Source organism: Mucilaginibacter sp. NFX135, from assembly GCF_048565145.1.
In the GTDB taxonomy this organism is placed as follows: Bacteria; Bacteroidota; Bacteroidia; order Sphingobacteriales; family Sphingobacteriaceae; genus Mucilaginibacter.
In genome coordinates, this window is the sequence record NZ_CP183412.1 from 2791338 (window position 1) to 2815024 (window position 23687).

A 23687-nucleotide genomic window follows, 5' to 3' on the forward strand; every position below is an offset into this window, starting at 1 on the left:
CAAAATATACAAACCAATGATTGAAGAACAGGACAAAAGTACTCCCGACGCCTCCAGACGGGATTTTCTTAAAAAGGGTACATTAGCCGCTGCAAGTTTCATGATCGTTCCGCGTTTTGTGCTGGGCGGCAAAGGCTTTACAGCACCCAGCGACAAATTGCTTATTGCCGGCGTAGGCGCGGGCGGTAAAGGACAGAGCGATATTGCCAACTTTTACAAAAGCGGCAAAGCCGAGATCGCTTTCTTATGCGATGTAGACGACAGAAGAGCCGCCAATTCACGTGCTAAATTCCCTAAAGCCAAGTACTATAAAGATTGGCGCGAGATGTATGATAAAGAGTCGAAAAACTTTGACGCGGTATCAATCTCAACGCCAGATCATAACCATGCCATCATTACCTACCATGCTATGCAGTTAGGTAAGCACGTATACGTGCAAAAACCAATGACGCATGATATCTGGGAGGCCCGTTTATTAACCGAGGCAGCCAAAAAATATAAAGTAGTAACCCAAATGGGTAACCAGGGATCATCAAACGATGGTACCCGTCTGATGTCTGAATGGTATGATGCTGACCTGATTGGTGATGTGCACACCATTTACTGCTGGACAAACCGTCCGGTATGGCCCCAGGGTATTGCCTGGCCTCAGCCTGCAAAAGAGATCCCAAAAGAACTGGATTGGAACCTGTGGTTGGGTACTGCTCCTAAAAAGGATTACGTAGATAAACTGGTACCGTTTAACTGGCGCGGATGGTGGGATTACGGAACCGGCGCTCTGGGCGATATGGGCTGTCACCTGGTTGAGGCTCCGTTCCGTGTATTGGGTTTACAATATGTTAAAGATGTACAGGCCAGTGTAGGCAGTGTTTATGTGGATGAGTTTAAACAAGGCCACTTCCCTGAAAGCTGTCCTCCGTCAAGCCACATTACCTTAACTTTCCCAAAAACCGAGAAAACAAAAGGTGATGTTACCATGCACTGGATGGATGGTGGCATTACACCAGAAAGACCTGCTGAGTTAGGAGCAAATGAAAAATTTGGCGGCGAAGAAGGTAATGGTACATTGTTTATTGGTACAAAAGGTAAAATGTATGCCAGCACTTATTCAGATGCGGCTACTTTATTGCCAAAATCATTAACTGCAAGCGCCAACGCGCCGCAAAAATGGAAAAGGGTACCAGGCGGCGCCGAAGGTCACTACGCGCAATGGGTTGAAGGCTGTATAGCCGGATATGGTAAAACCGAACTAAGCTCATCATTTGATAAAGCTGGTCCGCTTACCGAAGCTTTGTTAATGGCCAATCTGGCTGTACGTGGTCATGACCTTAGCGGTGGACAGGTGAAACTGTTATGGGATAACAAGGCCATGAAGGTGACCAACTTTGATGCGGTAAACCAATACATCCACAGGGATTATCCTGATGGATTTAAACTGAAAGCCTAAATTAGTTATTGAATTATTGAGTTATTGAATTATTGATTTGAAAAGTCGATATTCGATAACTCAATATTTGCTTACTTAGTAATTCAATAACTCAATAATTCGATAATTCAATAAATCAATAATTAAATCATGAATAGAAGAGAAGCTATTGGCAGGGTTGGATTGATACTGGGAGGTACCATCATCGGCGCTGAGTTTTTTATCTCGGGCTGTAAACCAAGTTCCAAAAAAGTGAACGAATTGTTTGATGAAAACAACGTAGCCTTATTTGATGAAATTGGCGAAACCATTTTACCAGCTACCAGCACACCTGGCGCCAAAGCCGCCGCTATTGGCAATTTTATGGCCCTGATGGTTCAGGATTGCTATAAGCCCGAAGATCAGAAGGTTTTTGTAAAAGGTATCTCCAATCTGGATGAGGCCAGCAAGAAAAAATTCAGCAAAACGTTTATGGAAGCCGATGCCAAACAACGCACCGAACTGCTTACCGAACTGGATGCCGAGCAAAAGAACTACACGAAAAACAAAAAGCCCGAAGATCCGAACCATTACTTCCGGATGATGAAAGAGCTAACCCTGCTGGGTTACTTTACTTCAGAAGTTGGTGCAACTAAAGCCCTGCGCTACATTGCTGTACCAGGACGTTATGATGGCAACGTGCCCTACAAAAAAGGTGATAAAGCCTGGGCGACATAAAAAATTAGTTTTTAGTTGATTAGGTGAGTGGAGAATGGTTATAAACTTATGCAACCACTCACCAATCGATTGAATTAACCACTCACTATAAAGAATGAAACTAAGATTAGGAATGATCGGTGGCGGTCAGGGCGCGTTTATTGGCGCCGTGCACCGTATAGCCGCCCGTATAGATGGTGAATATGAACTGGTTTGCGGCGCTTTTAGCAGTAATGCCGAAAAATCACAAGCCAGCGGTTTGTTACTGGGACTACCCGCCAACCGTATCTACAACTCGTACACCGAACTCATCGAAAAAGAAAAACAACTGCCAGCGGACGAGCGTGTACAGGTGATCAGCATTGTTACACCAAACCACGTACACTTCGCTCCAACAAAAATGGCATTGGAAAACGGCTTTCATGTTGTTTTAGATAAACCCATGACCTTTTCCCTGGCCGAGGCCAAAGAGCTGGATAAAATAGTAAAAGCTACAGGTAAACTATTTTGCCTTACGCATACCTATACCGGCTACCCGATGGTTAAAGAGGCCAAACAATTGATCAAAACAGGAAAATTAGGCGCTATCCGCAAAGTATACGTAGAGTATCCGCAAGGGTGGCTCAGCAGCTTTCTGGAAGGCGATGATAATAAACAGGCCTCATGGCGCACAGATCCGGGTAAAAGCGGTATCGCAGGTGCCATGGGCGATATTGGTACCCATGCCTTTAACCTGGCCGAATATGTTACAGGTTTAGAGGTTACTAAAATTTGTGCCGATATCAATATTGTAGTTGAAGGCCGTAAGCTGGATGACGACGGCGCCGCGCTGCTCAAATTCAACAACGGCGCAAGCGGTGTACTCACCGCCACACAAATTGCTGCAGGCGAAGAAAATAATGTTAAAATACGCGTTTACGGCGAAAAAGGCGGACTGGAATGGCACCAAAGCGATGCTAATTCCCTCACGGTAATGTATACCGATAAACCGATGGAAGTATGGCGCACAGGTGGCGGTTATACCAGCTCGTTCGCACAGCATAATACCCGTACGCCAGCCGGTCATCCCGAAGGATATCTGGAAGCCTTTGCCAACCTGTACCGCAACTTTGCGTTAACCGTAAAAGCAGGTATAGAGGGCAGAACACCTACCTCCGAAGAGTTGGATTTCCCGGGAGTAAAAGAAGGTGTACGCGGCATGGCATTTATTGAAAATGTGATCGCCTCGGGTAAATCAGATAAAAAATGGACTGAATTTTCTATTTAAAAAACTATGACAACTATAAAAGGACCAGCCATATTTTTAGCGCAGTTTATAGGCGATACCGCGCCATTTAACAGCCTGGAGTCAATTTGTAAATGGGCCGCTGGCCTGGGTTACAAAGGTGTTCAGCTGCCAACCAATGATGCCCGTTTTATCGATCTGCAAAAAGCTGCCGAAAGCAAGACCTATGCGGATGAGATCAAAGGCATAGTGAATGCTGCCGGATTAGAAATAACCGAACTGTCAACACACCTGCAAGGGCAGTTGGTTGCTGTAAACCCGGTTTATGATTCGCTTTTTGACGCTTTTGCGCCTGAGGCTTATCGTAATAATCCGGCCGCCAGACAAAGATGGGCGGTGCAGCAACTGAAATATGCTGCTGAAGCATCAAAAAATTTAGGTCTTAACGCTTCTGTTACTTTTAGCGGCGCCTTACTTTGGCCAATGGTGTACCCATGGCCGCAACGCCCTGCAGGTATAGTAGATACTGGTTTTGATGAACTGGCCAAACGCTGGAAACCTATCCTGGATGTGTACGAAGAAAATGGTATTGACCTTTGCTACGAACTGCACCCTGGTGAAGATCTGCATGACGGTATCACCTTCGAAATATTTTTAGATAAGGTTGGTCATCATAAACGTGCCAATATCCTGTATGATCCATCGCATTTTGTATTGCAGTGCCTGGATTACCTGGAGTTTATCGACATCTATCATGAACGCATCAAAATGTTCCACGTAAAAGATGCCGAATTTAACCCAACAGGCAGGCAGGGCGTTTATGGCGGTTATCAGAATTGGGTCGACCGTGCGGGCCGCTTCCGCTCATTGGGCGATGGCCAGGTTGATTTTAAAGGGATCTTCAGCAAATTAACCCAATATGATTTTAAAGGATGGGCCGTATTAGAATGGGAATGCGCGCTTAAACATCCCGAAGATGGCGCAAGAGAAGGCGCCACATTTATCAAAGATCATATCATCAGGGTTACCGAGCGTGCTTTTGATGATTTCGCCGCGTCAGGTTCTGACGAAGCTTTTAACAGGAAGACGCTGGGGATATAAACACACCCCCTCTAAATCTCCCCCAATGGGGGAGACTTTTTATTTAACAATAGAAAGCCCTCTCCCTTGGAGAGGGTTGGGTGAGGTAAAAAGCATTATATTTGAGATACCAATTAACCAATTAATTCAACCTAATTATCTTTAAATGCAAACCATTAACCGTACACAGCTTTTCAGGGCCAGTTGTTTATCCCTGTTGGTAACATCATTATCATTTGGCATCCGTGCCGGAATATTGAATGATCAGGGCGTCAGATTTCACCTTAATGGCTCAGAACTGGGCACCATTGCTGCAACGGCTTTCTGGGGATTTCCGTTAGCCATTATTGTAGGAGGCTTTATTGTGGATATTATCGGTATGAAAAAATTACTGGTATCTGCATTTGTTTTCCATTTGATAGGTATCCTGCTCACTATTTTTGCAAATGGATACTGGACCCTGTTCCTGTCTACCTTAATGATCGGGATTGCGAACGGTACTGTCGAAGCATCCTGTAATCCTTTGGTTGCGTCGCTTTATACCGATAATAAAACCACTAAGCTCAATCATTTTCATCTTTGGTTCCCGGCAGGTATTGTTATTGGTACGCTGATCGTATTTGGATTGGATACCGCGCTTGCGCATGGTGTATCACCTAAGCCTTATTGGATCTCCCAGCTGGAAGTAGCTATCATGCTTATTCCAACATTGGCTTATGGTTTCCTGTTCTCCAAACTGGAATTCCCGGTAACCGAAAGGGTATCGGCAGGTGTAAGCACAAGCGATATGTACGTGTCTTTGATGAACCCTTTGTTTTTGTTTATGATCATCTGCATGTTTGGTACAGCCATAACAGAATTATTTACTAATCAATGGACGGATGTATTATTCAAAACGGTTACTAACAATGCTATCCTGATCCTCACTTTTGTTGCCTCGGTGCAAGTACTGGGGAGGGCATTTGCGGCTCCCATCGTACACCGGTTGGCTCCCCAGGGTGTATTGCTTATTTCAGCGATCCTGTCGGCTCTGGGAATTTACCTGATGGTCCATTTACATGGCGATGCTATTTATTTTGCGGCCGTTATTTTTGGATTAGGCGTTGCTTTTTTCTGGCCTTGTATGATAGGCTTTGTAGCCGAAAACCTGCCCCGCACCGGTGCGGTAGGATTAAACCTGATGGGCGGAGCAGGCATGTTTGGCGTGTCAATTTATATGATATTTATGGGGGGGCGTTATGATGCTATCATGATTCAAAAACTTCCGGCAGGAGCCAATCTGGATGCTTACCGGTCGGCAGCGGCAGGTACGGATATGGCCAAAGCTTTTGATGCTGCCCGGTCGGCCGCCGGTCCCGAAGTGCTGAATACTACGCTCATTATCCCTGTAGCATTGATAGTTGCTTTTGCCGGTTTGGTATTTTATATGCGCGGCAGAAAAAAAACAGCGCCGTTAAGCACAGTTAGCGTGTAAAAAGTACACTGATTATAATAAAAAATTGTATTTTTCACCCTCGTTAATCACAACCAAAAAAACAGAAGTAAACCAACAGGAGTAATAAGCTAAAACAGATATGCCCCTGTCAGGTTATTATTAAAAAACAAAAAACACTCATGAAAAAGGCTTTTTTTATTCTTTGTATCAGCGCGGTAGTTACAGCTTGCGGCAGCAATTCATCAACCAAAGGCGGCAGCGACAGCACCAGTGCGGCAAACCAAACCGCAAAAGCGACTAACTCTGATGCTGATACCGTTGTTGCAAAAACAGGTACAGAAGGTGCAGGCGGATCAGCAGGTTCGGCTAAAGGCGAAAGTTTGATCGCGGCGGCTGATTGCAATACCTGTCATAAAGTTGATACCAAGATAATAGGTCCCGCGTTTCAGGATGTAGCGGCTAAATATCCGGCTACCGAAACCAACATCGAAACCCTGGCCAAAAAAGTTATTAACGGTGGTAAAGGTAACTGGGGCGATATCCCGATGACGCCACACCCAACTGTATCATTAGATGATGCCAAAGAAATGGTTAAATACGTTTTATCGCTGAAAAAATAACCTGGTTTTATCTACTTAAAAAATAACTATGACCACTGGAATCAGGGTAAAACTTTCTACTATGATGTTCCTCGAATTTTTTATTTGGGGAGCATGGTTTGTAACAATGGGTACTTACCTAACAACTACGTTAAAAGCCACCGGTACACAAAATGCCGGGGCTTATGCAACACAATCGTTAGGCGCAATTATAGCACCGTTTATTATAGGACTTATAGCCGATAAGTATTTTTCGGCACAAAGGATATTAGGCGTACTGCACTTGCTTGGTGCAGCTTCGCTTTTTTATGCCACTACCATAGCCGATTTTGATAAATTTTATCCCAATATTTTGTTTTACATGATCATTTACATGCCAACGCTGGCATTGGTAAACTCGGTATCATTTAAGCAAATGCAAAACCCAAGTAAGGAATTTCCAACTATAAGGGTATTCGGTACTGCCGGATGGATAGTAGCCGGTTTGATCATTGGCTGGCTGGGCTGGGAAAAAAGCGGTTCGCTGGTGTTAACCTTTAAAATGGCTTCTGTTGCATCATTGATACTCGGATTGTTAAGTTTTACATTACCTGATACCCCACCAGTTAAAAAAGGTCAAAAAACCTCATTCGGAGATATTATTGGCTTGGATTCGATCGGGTTGCTTAAAAACCGGTCATATCTTACGTTTTTCCTGGCATCGGTTGCCATTTGTATACCGCTTGCGTTTTACTATAATTTTACCAATCCGTTTTTAAATGAAGTTGGAGTAACCGCCGCTGCCGGTAAGCAATCAATGAGCCAAATGTCTGAGTTATTATTCATGGCATTGATGCCCTTGTTTTTTGTAAGGCTGGGTGTTAAAAAAATGGTTGCTTTGGGTATGCTGGCCTGGGTGTTACGTTACATATTTTTTGCATACGGCGATGCAGGCAGTAACTACTGGATGCTGATAGCCGGTATTGTACTGCACGGCATTTGTTACGATTTCTTCTTTGTAACCGGACAGATCTATACAGATAACCTGGCCGGCGAGCGTTTTAAAAGTGCCGCGCAAGGTTTTATTACCCTGGCTACTTATGGGGTAGGTATGCTTATTGGTTCCTACATTTCGGGGCCGATAGTTGATCATTGGAAAACTTCGGCTACCAGCCATAACTGGCAAACCATATGGCTCATACCGGCTGGAATTGCAGCTGTTGTATTGATATTATTCCTTCTGTTATTTAAGGATAAAACTGATATGGCTGCTAAACCGGGCTTAGATATACAGGAACCTTCTGCACAAACTGAAATATAAAAACCTATGTCATCAAATCAAAACCGGAGATCGGCTATCAAAAACATGCTTGCAGGCACGGCTGCTATTACAGCGTCGGGTGTGCTTACTTCATTTACATCAACCGAACAAGATAAACCAATGTTACCTGATACGCTTAAAGGAAATATTAACCACGCGGTTTGCCGCTGGTGTTATGGCGATATAACCGTAGAGCAACTTTGCGCCGCCGCCAAAGATATCGGCATCAAAGGGATCGACCTGGTTGGCCCGGCCGATTGGCCTACACTTAAAAAGTATGGCCTGTATTCATCCATGTGTAACGGCGCCGAAATAAACCTGACCGATGGTTTTGGTGACAAGCAATTTCATGCACAGTTGCAAAAAAACTATTCGGAAATGATACCTAAAGTAGCCGCGGCAGGATATAAAAATCTGATCTGCTTTAGCGGCAGCCGCCGGGGTAAGGATAACGAAACCGGCTGGAACAACTGTGTGGAAGGTTTGAAGCCTTTGGTAGCACTTGCCGAAAAACATAACGTAGTATTGGTAATGGAACTGCTGAACAGCAAGATAGACCATAAAGATTATCAGTGCGACCGTGTATCATGGGGTGCCGAACTTTGCAAAAGATTAGGTTCAGAAAACTTTAAGCTCCTGTATGATATTTACCACATGCAGATAGATGAGGGCGATGTGATCCGCAACATCCGCGACAATCACCAATACATCGCGCATTATCATACAGGTGGTGTACCCGGACGTAATGAGATCGATGATACACAGGAATTATATTATCCAGCTATTATGAAAGCTATTGTGGGAGTAGGGCATAAAGGCTTTGTGGCACAGGAGTTTATTCCGAAGCAGCCAGATCATATCGCTTCTTTACGTAAAGCGGTACATATCTGCGATGTTTAAACCTTATGGTTTGCAGCTGCTCTAACCAATACATTAACCAAATAATTATACATGACAACCAGAAGAACATTCTTAGCACAGGCCGGTTTAGTTGCGGCAGGTGTGATGATAAAACCTAATTTACTATCGGCCAAAAGCACTAATGGTGTCGGGCTGCAATTATATAGCCTGCGTGATCAGTTGCCGAAAGATGTAAAAGGTGTAATAGCCCAGGTGGCCAAAGCCGGTTACAAAGAAGTAGAAACCTTTGGTTTTAATCAGCAAACCGGTTACTGGGGTTTACAAGGTAAAGATTTTGGTCAGCTGTTAAAGGATAACGGTTTGAGCACGCCAAGCGGTCACTACGGTCTGGATCAGTATTTTGGCGAAGGTAAAACCGATGACCTGAAAGCTTATATTGAAGTAGCTAACACCATAGGTCAAACTTATATTATTATCCCTTCATTAAACCATAACTTCATCAAAACGGTTGACGACTGTAAAGCCGTAGCCGATAAGATGAACAAGATTGCCGAGATCTGCAAAGCATCGGGCTTAAAGCTTGGTTACCACAACCATAATTTTGAATGGCATCCCGTTGGCGATACTACTTTTTATGATGTAGTGTTAAATAATACCGATCCAAAACTGGTGAACATGGAAATGGACCTTTACTGGGTAGTTCGCGCCGGTCAGGATCCGATAGCTATATTCCAGAAACATCCGGGCCGTTTTACATTTGTACACATTAAGGATCGTGATAAAACCAATGCCAACCTGAACACCGAAATTGGAAATGGCGACATTGATTTTAAAACAATCTTAAGTAAAGCCAAACTGGCCGGCATTAAACACTTTATTGTGGAGCAGGAAAACTATACCAATATCGATCCGTATGTAAGTATTGCCAAAAGTGCGTCGTACTTAAAAAATACACTCCACATTTAATGAGAGTGAATAGTGAGTGGTGAATAGTTAAAAATTTGCTTACGCAATCAACCACTCTCCACTCACTATTCACCATTCACTATTAATTTAAAACCAACTATAATACTAATATGAAATATCCAATTGTATTAACAGCGCTTTTAGCAGGAAGCTTTTTTGTAGCTAACGCGCAGCAGGCCAAGCCAGAAGATACCGAAATATGGGAACCTATACCCAAAGTTGTTGTACCGGGAAAAGTTTTGGGCGAGGCCCCGTCTGACGCCATTGTTTTATTTGATGGCAAAAATGAGGACGAATGGGTTTCTGTAGCCGACCAAACACCTGCATCATGGGTGGTTAAAGGCGGTATTTTAACCGTTGATAAAACCAAAGGAAATATCGAAACCAAAAGAAAGTTCACCAATTACCAGCTGCATATTGAGTGGCGCGTACCTGCCAGTATTACCGGCGAAGGACAGGCCCGCGGTAACAGCGGTATCTTCCTGGCATCATTAGGTAAAGGCGATGCGGGATATGAATTACAGGTTTTAGATTCATACAACAATAAAACTTATGTTAATGGCATGGCAGGCAGCTTGTACAAACAGGCTATCCCATTGGCCAATCCAGGCCGTAAACCAGGTGAGTGGAACGTATACGATGTAGTTTGGACCGCTCCTGTATTTAATGAGGATGGCTCTCTGAAATCAGCCGCTAAAGCTACCGTGTTCTTTAATGGTGTGCTTGTTGAAAATAACTTTGAACTGTGGGGCCCAACCCAATACATTGGCAAGGCATCTTACGAAGGTAAAAAACACGGCGCAGCGCCAATTAAATTACAGGCACACGGCGATAAAAGCGAACCGCTTAGCTTCAGAAATATCTGGGTACGCGAGTTGTAATATCCCGCATTCGTTTAAAAAAAATCCAGGGCCTGTAAATGAAGATTTATGGGCCTTTTTTATAGCTGCTTAAAGCCATGAACGCGTAATAGCCCATGAAAAGGTATAAGGCAAAACCAGGCGTCTATCGATTCACCCGGTCTATCTCCACCAGCTGGCGGATGGACCATCCTCTCCTCGCCTGCGGCGGAAAGAGGGTAGAAAAAGAAAAAAAGCCTCTATGCGCGAAGCGGAGAGAGGGGTGACAAGCGTAGCGACGTCGGGGTGAGTCGGTTCTGCGACCAGGCTTTGACCCATAGATTTGATAACTGTCCAATGAGGGGTTATTGTCCTCAAAATTGTGACAATCTCCATCGAGAAAAACACAAAAAATAACCAGATTTGAACCTATCTTTACCATTTTAATAAACTCATGAAATCACTTTACCAAATCCGCTATTCACTGTTTACAGTTATATTATTTTTTATGCTGGGCTTGTCGGCTTCTTCGGCTATGGCAGCTAAAAGGTTTTACTATCAACTTAAAATTTATCATTATAAAACAACGGTGCAGGAGGGTAGGATTGAACGCTACCTGGAGCAGGCCTATGTACCGGCTATGCACCGCGCAGGTGTAAAAAACGTAGGCGTATTTAAACCGGTAAAGCAGGATACCGCCGATATGCGTATTTATGTTTTTACGCCTTTTGCGACTTTTGACAAGCTGATAGGTATCGACAAAAAATTACAGGGTGATACAGAATACCTAACCAATGGCGACGATTACATCAACGCTGGGTATAAAGATGCCCCGTATACCCGTATAGAAACCATCGTATTACAAGCCTTCCCGGGAATGCCCGCCCCGGCTGTACCAAATTTAACGGGCGCCAAAGCGGATAGGGTTTATGAGCTGCGTAGCTATGAAAGCGCTACTGAAAAGTATAATTTTAATAAAGTGCGCATGTTTAACGTAGGCGATGAAGTAGGACTGTTTAAACGTTTGGGCTTTAATGCCGTATTTTACTCCGAAGTAATAGCCGGTAGTCATATGCCTAATTTGATGTACATGACCACTTTTAATAATAAAGAGGACAGGGACAAGCACTGGGAAGCCTTTAGTAACGATGCCTACTGGAAAAGTCTCTCAGGAAAGGCCGAATATCAGAATAATGTATCGCATGCGGATATCATTTTCCTGTATCCTGCGGCTTATTCTGATTTTTGAATTTTTGTGTAGCTGTTGTCATTTCAAACATACAAGGAGAAACTATCTCTTGAGCGGAGTGAAAAATCTTTTTCGATTAGCATATCCCGCGCAAAAGATCTCTCCTCCTACCTTCGAGATGACATTTGTTTGTTTTGTTGTTAGCATGTCCAAAAAACAGCGTTGTCATGCTGAACGTAGTGAAGGATCTTCTTCGGCAAGGATGTCGAAGAAGATCCTTCGTCCCTCAGGATGACAAAAGAGTAATCTCCCATCTCACCTCAATTCCTCATCCCCACCTGTCCATTATCATTGAAAATGTCCGGAATCGATCACTTTTTGGAAATTAAAAATTTGTAATCGTCTTGTAACCAATAGCTTGATATTGGTATAGCTCTTGCAATCCTTGTCCAAAAAAGTATCACAATGGATAAGGAAATAGCCCTTGAAGTAACTGCACAAAAACGCCGGAAAGCCGTACTGATCGCGATGATCATTATCAGTGGTTTAGTGCTGGCTGTATGGATACTAAGGGGATTCATCAAATCGTCAATAAACAGGAGCCAAATTACAGCATCCGCGGTTGTAGTAGGCAATATCGAAAATACCATCAACGCCACAGGTGAGGTTTTGCCCGAGTTTGAGGAGGTGATTACCAGTCCTATCAATGCCTCTATCAAAAACGCGCTCCTGGATGCCGGTAATAAAGTAAACGTGGGCCAGTCCATCATCACCCTTGATAAAACAGCGACCCAAACCGAATACGACAAACTTAACTTTCAGCTGGAGTCAAAGCGGAATGAGATCAGCAAGCTCAAACTCGACCTTGATAAAAGTTTTTATGATATCCAGTCAAATAATGATATCAAGCAACTGCACATCAGTAACCTGGCCGATGCGGTTGAAAATGCCAAACGCCTGTACAAAGCCGGAGGGGCCACCCGCGAAAATATTGAGCAGGCCGAGCTTAACCTGAAAGTAGCGCAGCTGGAAAAAAAACAGCTGGAAAACGAGATCAAAAATAAGCAGCAGACCATGCGTATCGAGATCAAAGAAGCGGAGATTGCCGCCGCTATACAGCAAAGCGATCTGAGCGCCCTGCAACGCAAGCTGCAACTGGCAAACATTGTGGCTACCCGTAAAGGGGTTATCACCTATGTAAACAAAAACATAGGCGCCAACATACATGAAGGCGAAACACTGGCCCGCATTGCCGATTTGGGCAGTTTTAAGGTACAGGGCAGTATATCCGACAATTCGGTTGATCAGCTGCACGCGGGTATCCCGGTAATTATCCGGTTTAATGATAACCAGTTGCGCGGGCATGTAAGCAATGTATCGCCATCAATCCAAAACAGCATCATTTCTTTTGATATCCAGTTGGACGATCGTTCCAGCAAACTGCTGCGGCCCAATATGAAAGTAGATGTGTTTCTGATAACCGCAACGCATAGCAAGGTAATGCAGGTGGCTAACGGACCGGCATTTAAGGGATCGTCGTTACAGGATATTTTTGTGATCAATGGCTCCAAAGCCGAGCGCCGGACGGTTCATATCGGGCTAACCAATTTTGATTTTGTGGAGATAAAAGACGGCGTAAAACCCGGTGATGTGGTGATCACTTCGGATATGAGCGAGTATAAGAACTCAAAAGAGATAACTATAAATAACTAAAATAAAGAGATACGTCATTGCGAGAGCCCCCTCTAAATCTCCCCCAAAGGGGGAGACTTCAAAAATATTTTAAAGCCCTCTCCTTTGGAGAGGGTGGGGTGAGGCTTCAATAACATTTACAATAAAAAGAATGAAAATTTTATATATCATAAGTTTGTTGACCATTAGCGCAGGGGCATTTGGCCGCGGTAACAGCGATACGCTGCGGCTAACCCTGCAGCAGGTGGTTGAAATGGCCAAAGTAAACTCCATAGCGGCTAAGCAGGCGGCTACGTTACGTGAAACCAAATACTGGGAGTATCGCACCTATAAGTCAAATTACCAGCCCCAACTGGCCCTGAGCGGTACCCTGCCCGATTATAATAAAACCTTTACCCAGGTGCAGCAGCCCGATGGTACCATATTGTTTCAGCCGGTTCATAATGATAATTCATCACTAAAGCTTGATTTTAGCCAAAGCATTACCGCTACCGGAGGTACCATTTATGGTACAACTCAAATACAGCGATTTTCTGATTTCGACAGGCATAATGTATTATACAATGGCGTTCCGTATGGAATTGCGTATGCCCAACCGCTTTTTCAGTTCAACAAACTGAAATGGGATAAAAGAATTGAGCCCCTAAAGTATAACGAGAGTAAACAGAAGTATATTGAAGATCAGGAAAATATAGCGGTTACAGTTGAAGGGTATTTTTTTGATCTGTTGCTGGCACAAGTTAACTTGCACGTTGCCGAAACCAATTATGCCAATACGCAAAAAATAATGGCTATAACCAATATTAAATTTGAATTGGGGAAAGTATCAAAAAACGAAATATTACAATTGCAGTTGGAACTCATTAACGCCAAAAAAGCCGTAGGAACCGCCAGGCGCGATATAGAAGTGGCCACCCTCAATCTTCGCAGCTATACTGGGCAGGAGGATGATAGTAAAATTGTATTGGCAATACCCCAAAATATCAGTCAGATGAGTGTTACTTCAGATAAGGTATTGGCCGAGGCCTATGCCAACCGGGCAGATGCTATCTCTTTTTTAAGGCGTATTGCCGAAGCTAAAAGAGATGTGGCTAAAGCTAAGGGCGAAACCGGTTTAACCGCCACGCTTAATGCCAGTTTGGGTTTTTCAAATACAGCTGCCAGTATCCCTGGTTTGTATAATAATCCGCAAAACCAGCAGATCGTATCGTTAACGCTATCGGTGCCCATATTGGATTGGGGCAGGTCGAAATCGCGTACGAAAACGGCGCTGGCAAACCAACAGCTTACCGAATATACAGTAGAGCAGGACAAACAAACTTTTAAACAACAAATTGTAACCCAGGTATCTCTTTTTAATATGATGAAGGAACAACTGATATATACCGCCGAGGCCGACAGCATTGCCTCGGAAAAATACAAAATAGCCCGCGAACGCTATGTACTGGGCGACCTGAGCATTACGGACCTGGGCATCGCCTTTAGGGAAAACGACCAGGCCAAACGCGATTATATCACTTCGCTCCGCGACTTTTGGGGGGCCTATTACCAGTTACGTCAGCTGTCATTATATGATTTTGAAAACAACCATAAGATAAGCTACCAGTAGATTTAAGTCAAAATTCAAAAAGAAATCAATAATTCAATAATAATTACCTAAACCCTATCACTAATTCACTAAATCAGTAATTCAATAATTAACCTACATCACTAATTCACTAATTCAATAATTCAATAATTAAAAAGATATGATCCGTTTACAAAACATTGAGAAAGTATACCGTACAGATACGATTGAAACACTGGCCCTCAACAGCATCAGCCTGGATATAGCCAAGGGCGAATTTTTATCCATCATGGGGCCATCGGGCTGTGGCAAAAGTACGCTGCTGAATATCATGGGCCTGCTGGATACGCCCTCTAAAGGCGATATCAAGATAAGCGATCAAAAGACCGATCATTTATCCGACAAGCAATTGGCACAGTTCCGGAACCAGAAACTGGGCTTCATTTTCCAAAGCTATCACCTGATTAACGATCTGCAGGTACTGGACAATGTGGAGCTTCCACTGCTGTATCGTAACACTACCGCCAAAGAACGTAAAATGCTGGCTACCGAAGCTTTGGAGAAAGTAGGGCTATCCAATCGCATTAAACACTTCCCAACACAGTTATCGGGTGGTCAGCGGCAGCGTGTGGCTATAGCGCGGGCCATTGTGGGCCGCCCGGAGATCATCCTGGCCGATGAGCCAACCGGTAACCTGGACAGCGCTATGGGCAACGAGATCATGGAGATCCTCATCAACCTGAACCGTAATGAGGGCACCACCATTGTAATGGTAACGCACGATGAAAATATGGCGCATAAAACTCACCGGCTGGTGCGCTTATTTGATGGCTCGCAGGTTCAGTAATACATCAGCTTAAAAAATTAAGATCATGCTTAAAAATTATTTTAAAATAGCCATAGCGGTATTACGCAGACGAAAGTTCTTTACGTTTATCAGCTTATTCGGCATCAGTTTAACGCTCACGGTATTAATGGTGCTTGCCGCTTTTATTGAAAAGGTTACCAATCCGGTTTATCCTGGCGATAAGAATAGCCGGTCATTATATATCAAACGGTTAACTTATACCTCAAAAAAGGGATGGATAAATAGTGGTGGCTCCTCATTTTATTTTTTAACCCATTACGCAGGCAGTTTAAAAACGCCGGTTAAAATGGCTATTGTTTCCAGAAGTACTTCATCAAATGCGTATGTGAACAATAAAAAAATAGTGATCGACATGAAGTACACCAATGCCGATTTGTGGAATATTGCCAATTACCAGTTTATAGAAGGTAAGCCATTTACCCCCGATCAAATTAACAAAGCCGACCGTGTAGCCGTGATTTCCGAACGTACCCGGAAAGAGTATTTTGGCGATGTTGTAACCGTAGTTGGTAAATACATAGAAGCTGATAATATAAGCTACCGGGTAACAGGTGTAATTAAAAACGTGCCAGAAATTGAGGAAGTTTTTTATGCCAACATGTTTCTGCCTTATACTGTAGCTAAGAGTGATTACCGGAATAAAGACTTTTGGGGAGATTACTCCGCGATATTACTTTCGCCATCTGAACAACTGGTAACGAAGATGCGCACAGAGTACGAGCAAATGGTTACCCGGATACCTATACCCGATGACATGAAAAAGGATTTTGATACCCTGCATTCCGATGCCGATACATACTTTGAAACCTTTACCCGCGGGTTTTTTGGCAATGCCGATAATGCAGGGTATGCACGCTTTTTGTTTTTTATGAGCCTGTTTATTTTGTTGTTTATGTTGCTGCCCACTGTAAACCTGGTTAATGTAAACATCACCCGCATCATGGAACGATCGTCTGAAATTGGTGTGCGCAAGGCTTTTGGGGCCTCGTCAAAAACGTTGGTTTACCAGTTTATTACAGAAAATATCATACTCACCATATTGGGTGGCATTATTGGCCTTATACTCACCGTAATTATTTTACAGGTTATAAACGGCAGCGGGCTCATACCTGATTTTGATTTAAGTATCAACCCCCTGGTGTTACTATATAGTTTACTGGCCTGTTTATTTTTTGGCCTTCTTTCTGGCGTTTACCCTGCCTGGCGAATGTCAAGACTTGATGTAGTAACAGCCTTAAAGGCACAATAATTCACTCTTTAATCAAAACTTTTATGATAAAGCATTTATTCAAACTCATCTGGAATAAAAAGAAACAAAATTTTTTATTGATCACCGAAATATTTATTTCGTTCCTGGTCATCTTTGGGGTGTTTACCTCATTGGTCTATTATTACCGCAACTACAAAAAACCAATGGGCCTTACTTATAATAACGTGTGGGTTATTAATTTTCAAAATAACAAGCAGTTTCACAATACCGACTCCGTAACACAGTACTATGCAACGCTGACCGCTATGCTTAAAAATATGCCGCAGATAAAAACGCTCAGTTATGCATCAAGCAATATTCCGTTTACCAGCAGTACAAGTACAACCAGGCTTATTTATAAGGGACAGGAAATAAGGCCCATTAACTTTTACCGTGTCGGTGATAACTATAGTGAAGCTTTCAATATGAACTTATTGGAGGGCCGTTGGTTTAACCATGATGACGTGGTAAGCAGCAATAGGCCGGTAGTTATCAATGCTTCGCTTAAGGAAAGTTTATTTGGAAATGGCCGGGCCTTAGGGCAATTAATAGACGATAGCCATGACGATAAACATGTTAGAAAAATAAAAGTAATAGGTGTTGTGCAGGATGTTAAGGATAAGGGCGACTATTTACCATCGGGCATGGCTATGTACAATCGTGTAGATACCAGCGATATGCGCTATATAGGTAAGCTGGTCATTAAAGTATCGCCCGATGCGGATGCAGCCTTTGAAAGTAAATTATACAAAGCCGTTGCCGGTTATATGAAGGAAGCATCGGTTGAGATTGAGCATTTTTCAAAAAAACGGGAAAGCACCAACAGAAGTACTTTAATCCCCATTATTATATTCTCTATTGTAGCCGCTTTTCTCATCATCAACGTATCATTGGGTATCTTTGGCGTGTTATGGTATAACATCAATCGTCGCCGCAGCGAGATAGGGTTACGCAGGGCGGTAGGGGCATCAGGCGGCTCGGTTTCGGAGCAGCTGATTTCTGAATCGCTTATATTAACCACCTTTTCCTTAATTATTGGGGTGTTTTTTGCCATTCAGTTCCCGTTGCTCAATGTTTTCAACATGGCGGCAAGTACTTATGTAATGGCCATGTTTTTGGCTGTAGCCTTCATTTACCTGCTGGTATTCCTGTGTTCATTGTATCCGGGCAGGCAGGCAGCTGCAATTTACCCGGCAGTGGCTTTACATGAAGAATAATTACGATATTAACCTGCTGTTATGATATTGGTAATTGATGATGATTTGGCGGTACGCACCTCGCTCGTATTGTTGCTTAAAGGCGAAGGATACGATGTGCAATGTACAGAAACTCCGGCAGAGGCATTGAAGGTTATCCGGAAACAAAATCCGGAACTGATCATACTCGATCTTAATTTTTCTATAGATACCTCGGGCAAGGAGGGCCTTGACCTGCTGGCCAAAATAAAGCAGATCAACAGCGCTATACCCGTGATATTGATAACCGGCTGGGGTAGTATTGAACTGGCTGTAGCCGGTATGAAAATAGGGGCCAGCGACTTTATCAATAAACCCTGGAGCAATGAACACCTGGTACAGTCGGTTAAAACCCTGCTCAATCTGCAGGATAACAAAGCCGAACACCGCACCCGCAAACAGCTCGACAAAAGCTACAACTTTCAGCACATTATAGGGGAGGACCCTAAAATGCTGGATATACTGGAAACCATTGGCCGGGTTGCCCAAACTGATGCCTCGGTACTCATTATGGGCGAAAGCGGCACGGGTAAGGAACTGATTGCCGAGGCTATTCACCAGAATAGCCTGCGCCGCAATAAACCATTTATCAAGGTAAATCTGGGCGGTATCAGTACCTCCTTGTTTGAAAGTGAAATGTTCGGCCATATCCGCGGGGCGTTTACTGATGCACGCTTTGACAGGATCGGTCGTTTTGAAATGGCTAACAAGGGTACCATATTTTTGGATGAAATTGGCGATCTGGATGCCAGCAGCCAGGTAAAGCTGCTGCGTGTACTGCAGGACCGTACCTACGAGGTATTGGGCAGTAGCCGCACAAAAACGGTTGATGTGCGCATCGTTTGCGCCACCAACAAAAATCTCAACGAAATGGTGAGTAAGGGAACTTTCCGTGAAGACCTGCTGTACCGTATCAACCTTATCACGGTTTACCTGCCTGCCCTGCGCGACAGGCCAAAGGACATCCCGCTGCTGGTGGAGTTTTTTATCAATAACCTAAAGGATATCTACAACCGGCCCAAACTCTCGGTAGCGCCGGGCGCTATGAAATGGCTGCAGCAGTTGCCATTGCCGGGTAATATCAGGCAGCTTAAAAACCTGGTGGAGCGCTCCATCCTGGTGAGTAAAAAAGATGAATTGGGTATTGATGATTTTCGCTCGCAACTGGAGCTATCGCCGGTAAAAAAGGGCAATATGCAGCTGCCAGGCGTGGGCACCCTTACACTGGAGGAGGTAGAGGTAGAGATGATCAAACGGGCTATGGATCACCATAAAAACAAAATAAGCCGGGCTGCCGCCGCGCTGGGCCTTACACGCAGCGCCCTGTACCGCCGCTTAGATAAATACCAGATCCCTTACGATGAAGCTGAGGACTAAATATATTTTATTTGTAGTTACCCTGCATCTGCTCGCGCTGGTGCTCACTTACTTTATTTTCAGCGATAATAAAATATTCTTCATTGCCTCAGAGTTGGTTGTCATCATTTCGGCTATCATAGCCTGGCAGCTTTACCGACAGCTGATACAACCCCTTAAGCTATTGATGCAGGGCGTAGATGCCATTAAGGACAAGGATTTTAACGTAAAACTGATCTCCACGGGTAAACATGAGGTTGATGAACTGATTGAGGTGTATAACCGGATGATGGATGAGTTAAGAAAGGAGCGTACTATGCAGGAGCAGCAGCATTTTTTTTTAGAGAAACTGATCTACACTTCGCCAACGGGCATCATGATATTGGATTATGACAATCGCATTCAACAGGTAAACCCCAAAGCGCTGCAACTGCTGTCGGTTAGTGAGGAAAGCCTAAAGGGATACTCCATCTATGAATTAGAGCATCCACTGATACAACAGATCCGGAATTTACAATCGGGCGAAACGGTGGTGGCCAGGGTTGATGGCATCAGTTCGTTTAAGCTGCAAAAATCGCACTTTGTGGATCGGGGCTTCTCCCGTCATTTTATCATGATCGAAGACCTGACCGCCGAGATCCTGGCTGCCGAGAAAAAGGTGTATGGCAAGGTGATCAGGATGATGGCGCATGAGGTGAATAATACCATTGGTCCGGTAAATTCCATTATGCAATCGGCCATGCATACCGATCGGCTTTGGGAAGGGCACGACTTTGATACCTTGAAGGATGCCTTGCAGGTAGCCATGGACCGCAACCAGAACCTGAACCATTTTATGCGCAACTTTGCCGACCTGGTAAAACTGCCGCAGGCCAACAAACAACCCATCGTACTGCAAAAAATAATCAATTCGGTAGCTACGCTCATGAGCGCCAGGGCCCGTGAAAACAATGTAGTATTTGAAATAGAACTGCCAGCCGATGAGATCCGTATCCAGGCAGACGAACAGCAACTGGAGCAGGCATTTATCAATATTGTAAAAAACGCAGTGGAGGCCATTGAAGAAGGAGGTGGCTCAGTGAAATTTACAGTCATACCAACCCAACGCCTACTGGTGATCACCGATACCGGCAAAGGCATTAGCGCCAGTGAGCACGCCAACCTGTTCTCCCCATTTTTCAGCACCAAAAAAGACGGGCAGGGCATAGGCCTTACCCTCGTGCGTGAGATCCTGATCAACCATGGTTTCGAATTCAGCCTCAAAACTGTTGCTGACAGGCAAACGGAGTTTAGAATACATTATAGTTAATCACTCCCACGTCATTGCGAGCGAAGCGTGGCAATCCCCAATTAGCAGGGCCGTTCTGTAAGTAGGGGATTGCCACGTCGTTCCTCCTCGCAATGACGTACTTTTTCTAAACCCTCTTTCCGCCGCAGGCGAAGGGAGGGGAGTCCAGCGAAGCGTAGACTGGGTGAGAAAAAAACCGGTTCCCATTCAGTGCCGTAGGTACTGTACTCGGGTTGCATACCTACGGCATGCTAAATGATTGTTGTTTGTTTTCTATAAAGCTTTTACTCCTACGGAGTATCCTTAAATAATGACATTGATCGTAGAGGCAAAATGTGTATAATGAATTACTACAAACAGGTAGCTTCCTAACGGAGCATACTTACTTAATAATACTTTAATAAGGTTTCTGCTCTTCCCAACACTTGTGGGCTGGAGTCGAGCGGCTGCATGGAGATTAATTAAAAACTTATTTATACATTTAAGCTTACCTATCCATTGGTGTTTTTATGAAATCGAAAAACGTATTATTCTTTTTGGTTCTTTTTGTTCTGGTTGCCTGCCAAAATATGGTCGATGATCAGAGTGGAATAAATAGTAAGATTGAGGATTTTGTAAAAAATAAATTATATCCGAATGATTCCTTACAATCGATAGGTTTTTCGAGATTCGTAAGAGGGACAGATAATAAACTTGTATATTATTGGCTTGACTATACTTTTAGTATAAAAATTAATGGTCAAAGAAAAGCTTTAAAATATCATTTTGAAACAGATTCTTTGTTGCATATAACAAAGTATAAAAACATTTCAACGCCTCTTCAAAATTAATTCTAATGGAGATATTGTCTTTTCACTTCAGAACTTTTCCTCCCCAAAATATTTTTATTAGCTGAATCCTTTTAGTAACGTTGTAATACCAATTTACAACTATGCAAAGACGACACTTTTTAAAACTTTCGGTAACCGCTACGACGGCCCTGCTCTTTAGCCGGATCACGCATGCTACATCAACCCAAACCAGCCTCATCAACGCTCCCGATGAAGTCTGGGCACAATCCGGCGACGAATGGTTTAAGCTCAAGGGCACAAACGGTACTTCGTTTACCTATAAAGATATTGCCGTTAGTTTTAAAACCAGTGGCCATTTCAAAAGCGTATTTGTTAGCTCGCCAACACAGCAGCTCAACGCTGTGCGCCTGAAATGGAAGCATCACCTGTCGCCCAATTCCAAATTTCTGGGTGACCATTGGGAACGCTCTTACGGCGACCTGCAATGGAAAACCCAGACCGATCATGTTAAAAATCCATGGTATGTTATTATCCATGATGATAAGCAAACCGCCTGCTTCGGCGTAAAAACCGGCTGTAAAAGTATTTGCTGGTGGGGATTAACCAATGATAGCCTGGAGCTTACTTTAGATACACATTCCGGCGGTAATGGGGTACTGTTGGGCAGTCGCCAGTTACACGCTGCGGATATTATCACCACCAACAGCAGGCCGGGCGAAAACGCTTTTTATACCACCCATAGGTTTTGCGGCATGATGTGCCCTAACCCGCGCCTGCCCAAGCAGCCGGCTTATGGTATTAACGACTGGTATTTTGCCTACGGTAATAATTCCTTTGAGCTGATCAGGAAAACAACCGCCATGATGGCCGAATTGGTGACTGATACGCATAACCGTCCATTTTCGGTAGTGGATGCCGGCTGGGCCACCTATTCGCCCTTGTTGCCTGGCGATGGCGGCTGGAACGATGATTTCTCCAAGCCAAACGATAAATTTAAAGATATGCACCTGCTGGCCAACGAGATCAAGCAGCTGGGCATGCGTCCCGGTTTGTGGATGCGGCCGCTTTGTGCCCGTCATGATGAAAAGGTCAGTCTGCTGGCACCAAAGATTCCCGGCAGGGACGATCCCAAAAATCCGGTGCTCGATCCTACCATCCCCGAGAACATCGCCCGCATTAAACATAATTTTGATGTGTACAAGCAATGGGGCTACGATATGGTGAAGCATGATTTTAGCACTTATGATATTACCGGCAAATGGGGACCCGATATGAAGAATACTATCACCGCACCCGGCTGGAACTTTAACGACCGCAGCAAAACCACTGCCGAGATCATCAACGATCTGTACAGCGCTATCCGTGAAGCTGCCGGCGATGGCATCTGCATTATTGGCTGTAATACCATGAGCCATCTATCGGCAGGGGTATTTGAACTTTGCCGTATTGGCGATGATACCAGCGGCCACGAATGGGAGCGCACCCGTAAAATGGGTGTGAATACACTGGCCTTCCGTTTGCCGCAGCATGATAAGTTTTACGCTGTTGACGGCGATTGCGTGGGTTTGACCACAGATATTTCCTGGGAACGCAACAAACAATGGCTGGAGTTGCTGGCAGGAAGCGGAGCGCCGCTCTTCATTTCGGCCCACCCCGAAGCCCTGGGCGCCGAGCAGAAAGCCGCCATAAAACAAGCCTTTGCCCAGGCTGCCAAAGTACAACCCATAGGTGAACCCCTGGACTGGATGACCAACATGCAGCCCCAAAAATGGAAACTGAACGGGAAAATGGTTGATTTTGACTGGAAGTAGAAGCCCCCTCTAAACGGCGAAGCCCTCATGTAATAATCTCCCCCAAGGGGGGAGACTTCAAAAATGATATTAAAGCCCTCTCCTTTGGAGAGGGTTGGGTGAGGCTGCCATTACGCATCCCAACAATTTTTCGTATATTTATACAAACCACAGCCCGGTACTCTTACTTCAAGAGAACCGGGCTGTTTTGTTAGGGGAAAAATAAGCCCAAAAA

General features: G+C 44.2%; 20 protein-coding genes. All 20 read left to right on the forward strand.

Annotated features, from left to right (window positions below):
- Nucleotides 1-16 precede the first annotated feature (16 nt).
- The 20 genes from ACNURT_RS12030 (at nt 17) to ACNURT_RS12125 (ending at nt 23473) form a co-directional block, all read left to right on the forward strand.
- Entirely contained in the window at nt 17-1447 is a 1431-nt protein-coding gene (locus ACNURT_RS12030; RefSeq protein ID WP_370994169.1) for a Gfo/Idh/MocA family protein, read from the forward strand.
- A gap of 129 nt (nt 1448-1576) precedes the next feature.
- On the forward strand, nt 1577-2143 hold the full coding sequence (locus ACNURT_RS12035; protein WP_419701947.1) for a gluconate 2-dehydrogenase subunit 3 family protein: 567 nt from the start codon (nt 1577-1579) through the stop codon (nt 2141-2143).
- 94 nt (nt 2144-2237) lie between these two features.
- Entirely contained in the window at nt 2238-3389 is a 1152-nt protein-coding gene (locus ACNURT_RS12040) for a Gfo/Idh/MocA family protein (RefSeq protein WP_419701948.1), read from the forward strand.
- 6 nt (nt 3390-3395) lie between these two features.
- Nucleotides 3396-4448 carry a sugar phosphate isomerase/epimerase family protein gene (locus tag ACNURT_RS12045; RefSeq protein WP_419701949.1) on the forward strand — a complete coding sequence of 351 codons (1053 nt, stop codon included), beginning with the start codon at nt 3396-3398 and terminating at the stop codon, nt 4446-4448.
- A 145-nt stretch (nt 4449-4593) separates the two neighbouring features.
- Nucleotides 4594-5901, forward strand: a complete 1308-nt coding sequence (locus ACNURT_RS12050; RefSeq protein WP_370994165.1) for an MFS transporter — start codon at nt 4594-4596, stop codon at nt 5899-5901.
- A gap of 140 nt (nt 5902-6041) precedes the next feature.
- Nucleotides 6042-6482: a c-type cytochrome gene (locus ACNURT_RS12055; RefSeq protein WP_370994163.1), complete on the forward strand. Its 441-nt coding sequence runs from the start codon at nt 6042-6044 to the stop codon at nt 6480-6482.
- A gap of 28 nt (nt 6483-6510) precedes the next feature.
- Entirely contained in the window at nt 6511-7761 is a 1251-nt protein-coding gene (locus ACNURT_RS12060) for a nucleoside permease (RefSeq protein WP_370994162.1), read from the forward strand.
- Nucleotides 7762-7767: 6 nt separating this feature from the next.
- Nucleotides 7768-8661 carry a hydroxypyruvate isomerase family protein gene (locus tag ACNURT_RS12065; protein WP_370994160.1) on the forward strand — a complete coding sequence of 298 codons (894 nt, stop codon included), beginning with the start codon at nt 7768-7770 and terminating at the stop codon, nt 8659-8661.
- Between the two features lie 51 nt (nt 8662-8712).
- Nucleotides 8713-9588, forward strand: coding sequence for a sugar phosphate isomerase/epimerase family protein (locus ACNURT_RS12070; protein ID WP_370994159.1), 876 nt, complete (start codon nt 8713-8715; stop codon nt 9586-9588).
- A gap of 110 nt (nt 9589-9698) precedes the next feature.
- The gene (locus ACNURT_RS12075) at nt 9699-10469 is read left to right on the forward strand and encodes a 3-keto-disaccharide hydrolase (RefSeq protein ID WP_370994158.1); all 771 of its coding nucleotides are present in this window, start codon (nt 9699-9701) and stop codon (nt 10467-10469) included.
- 412 nt (nt 10470-10881) lie between these two features.
- Nucleotides 10882-11676 carry an NIPSNAP family protein gene (locus tag ACNURT_RS12080; protein WP_419701950.1) on the forward strand — a complete coding sequence of 265 codons (795 nt, stop codon included), beginning with the start codon at nt 10882-10884 and terminating at the stop codon, nt 11674-11676.
- A gap of 405 nt (nt 11677-12081) precedes the next feature.
- Nucleotides 12082-13329: an efflux RND transporter periplasmic adaptor subunit gene (locus tag ACNURT_RS12085; RefSeq protein WP_419701951.1), complete on the forward strand. Its 1248-nt coding sequence runs from the start codon at nt 12082-12084 to the stop codon at nt 13327-13329.
- 130 nt (nt 13330-13459) lie between these two features.
- Nucleotides 13460-14917: a TolC family protein gene (locus tag ACNURT_RS12090; protein ID WP_419701952.1), complete on the forward strand. Its 1458-nt coding sequence runs from the start codon at nt 13460-13462 to the stop codon at nt 14915-14917.
- 139 nt (nt 14918-15056) lie between these two features.
- Nucleotides 15057-15722, forward strand: coding sequence for an ABC transporter ATP-binding protein (locus ACNURT_RS12095; RefSeq protein WP_370994154.1), 666 nt, complete (start codon nt 15057-15059; stop codon nt 15720-15722).
- 25 nt (nt 15723-15747) lie between these two features.
- Nucleotides 15748-16992, forward strand: a complete 1245-nt coding sequence (locus tag ACNURT_RS12100) for an ABC transporter permease (RefSeq protein ID WP_419701953.1) — start codon at nt 15748-15750, stop codon at nt 16990-16992.
- Between the two features lie 23 nt (nt 16993-17015).
- Nucleotides 17016-18209, forward strand: coding sequence for an ABC transporter permease (locus ACNURT_RS12105; protein ID WP_419701954.1), 1194 nt, complete (start codon nt 17016-17018; stop codon nt 18207-18209).
- 21 nt (nt 18210-18230) lie between these two features.
- Nucleotides 18231-19604: a sigma-54-dependent transcriptional regulator gene (locus ACNURT_RS12110; RefSeq protein ID WP_419701955.1), complete on the forward strand. Its 1374-nt coding sequence runs from the start codon at nt 18231-18233 to the stop codon at nt 19602-19604.
- Nucleotides 19588-20892, forward strand: coding sequence for a sensor histidine kinase (locus ACNURT_RS12115; RefSeq protein WP_419701956.1), 1305 nt, complete (start codon nt 19588-19590; stop codon nt 20890-20892). The genes ACNURT_RS12110 and ACNURT_RS12115 overlap by 17 nt, the downstream gene beginning before the upstream one ends.
- A gap of 488 nt (nt 20893-21380) precedes the next feature.
- Nucleotides 21381-21701, forward strand: a complete 321-nt coding sequence (locus ACNURT_RS12120; protein WP_419701957.1) for a hypothetical protein — start codon at nt 21381-21383, stop codon at nt 21699-21701.
- Between the two features lie 101 nt (nt 21702-21802).
- Nucleotides 21803-23473 carry a hypothetical protein gene (locus ACNURT_RS12125; protein ID WP_419701958.1) on the forward strand — a complete coding sequence of 557 codons (1671 nt, stop codon included), beginning with the start codon at nt 21803-21805 and terminating at the stop codon, nt 23471-23473.
- Nucleotides 23474-23687: the final 214 nt, after the last annotated feature.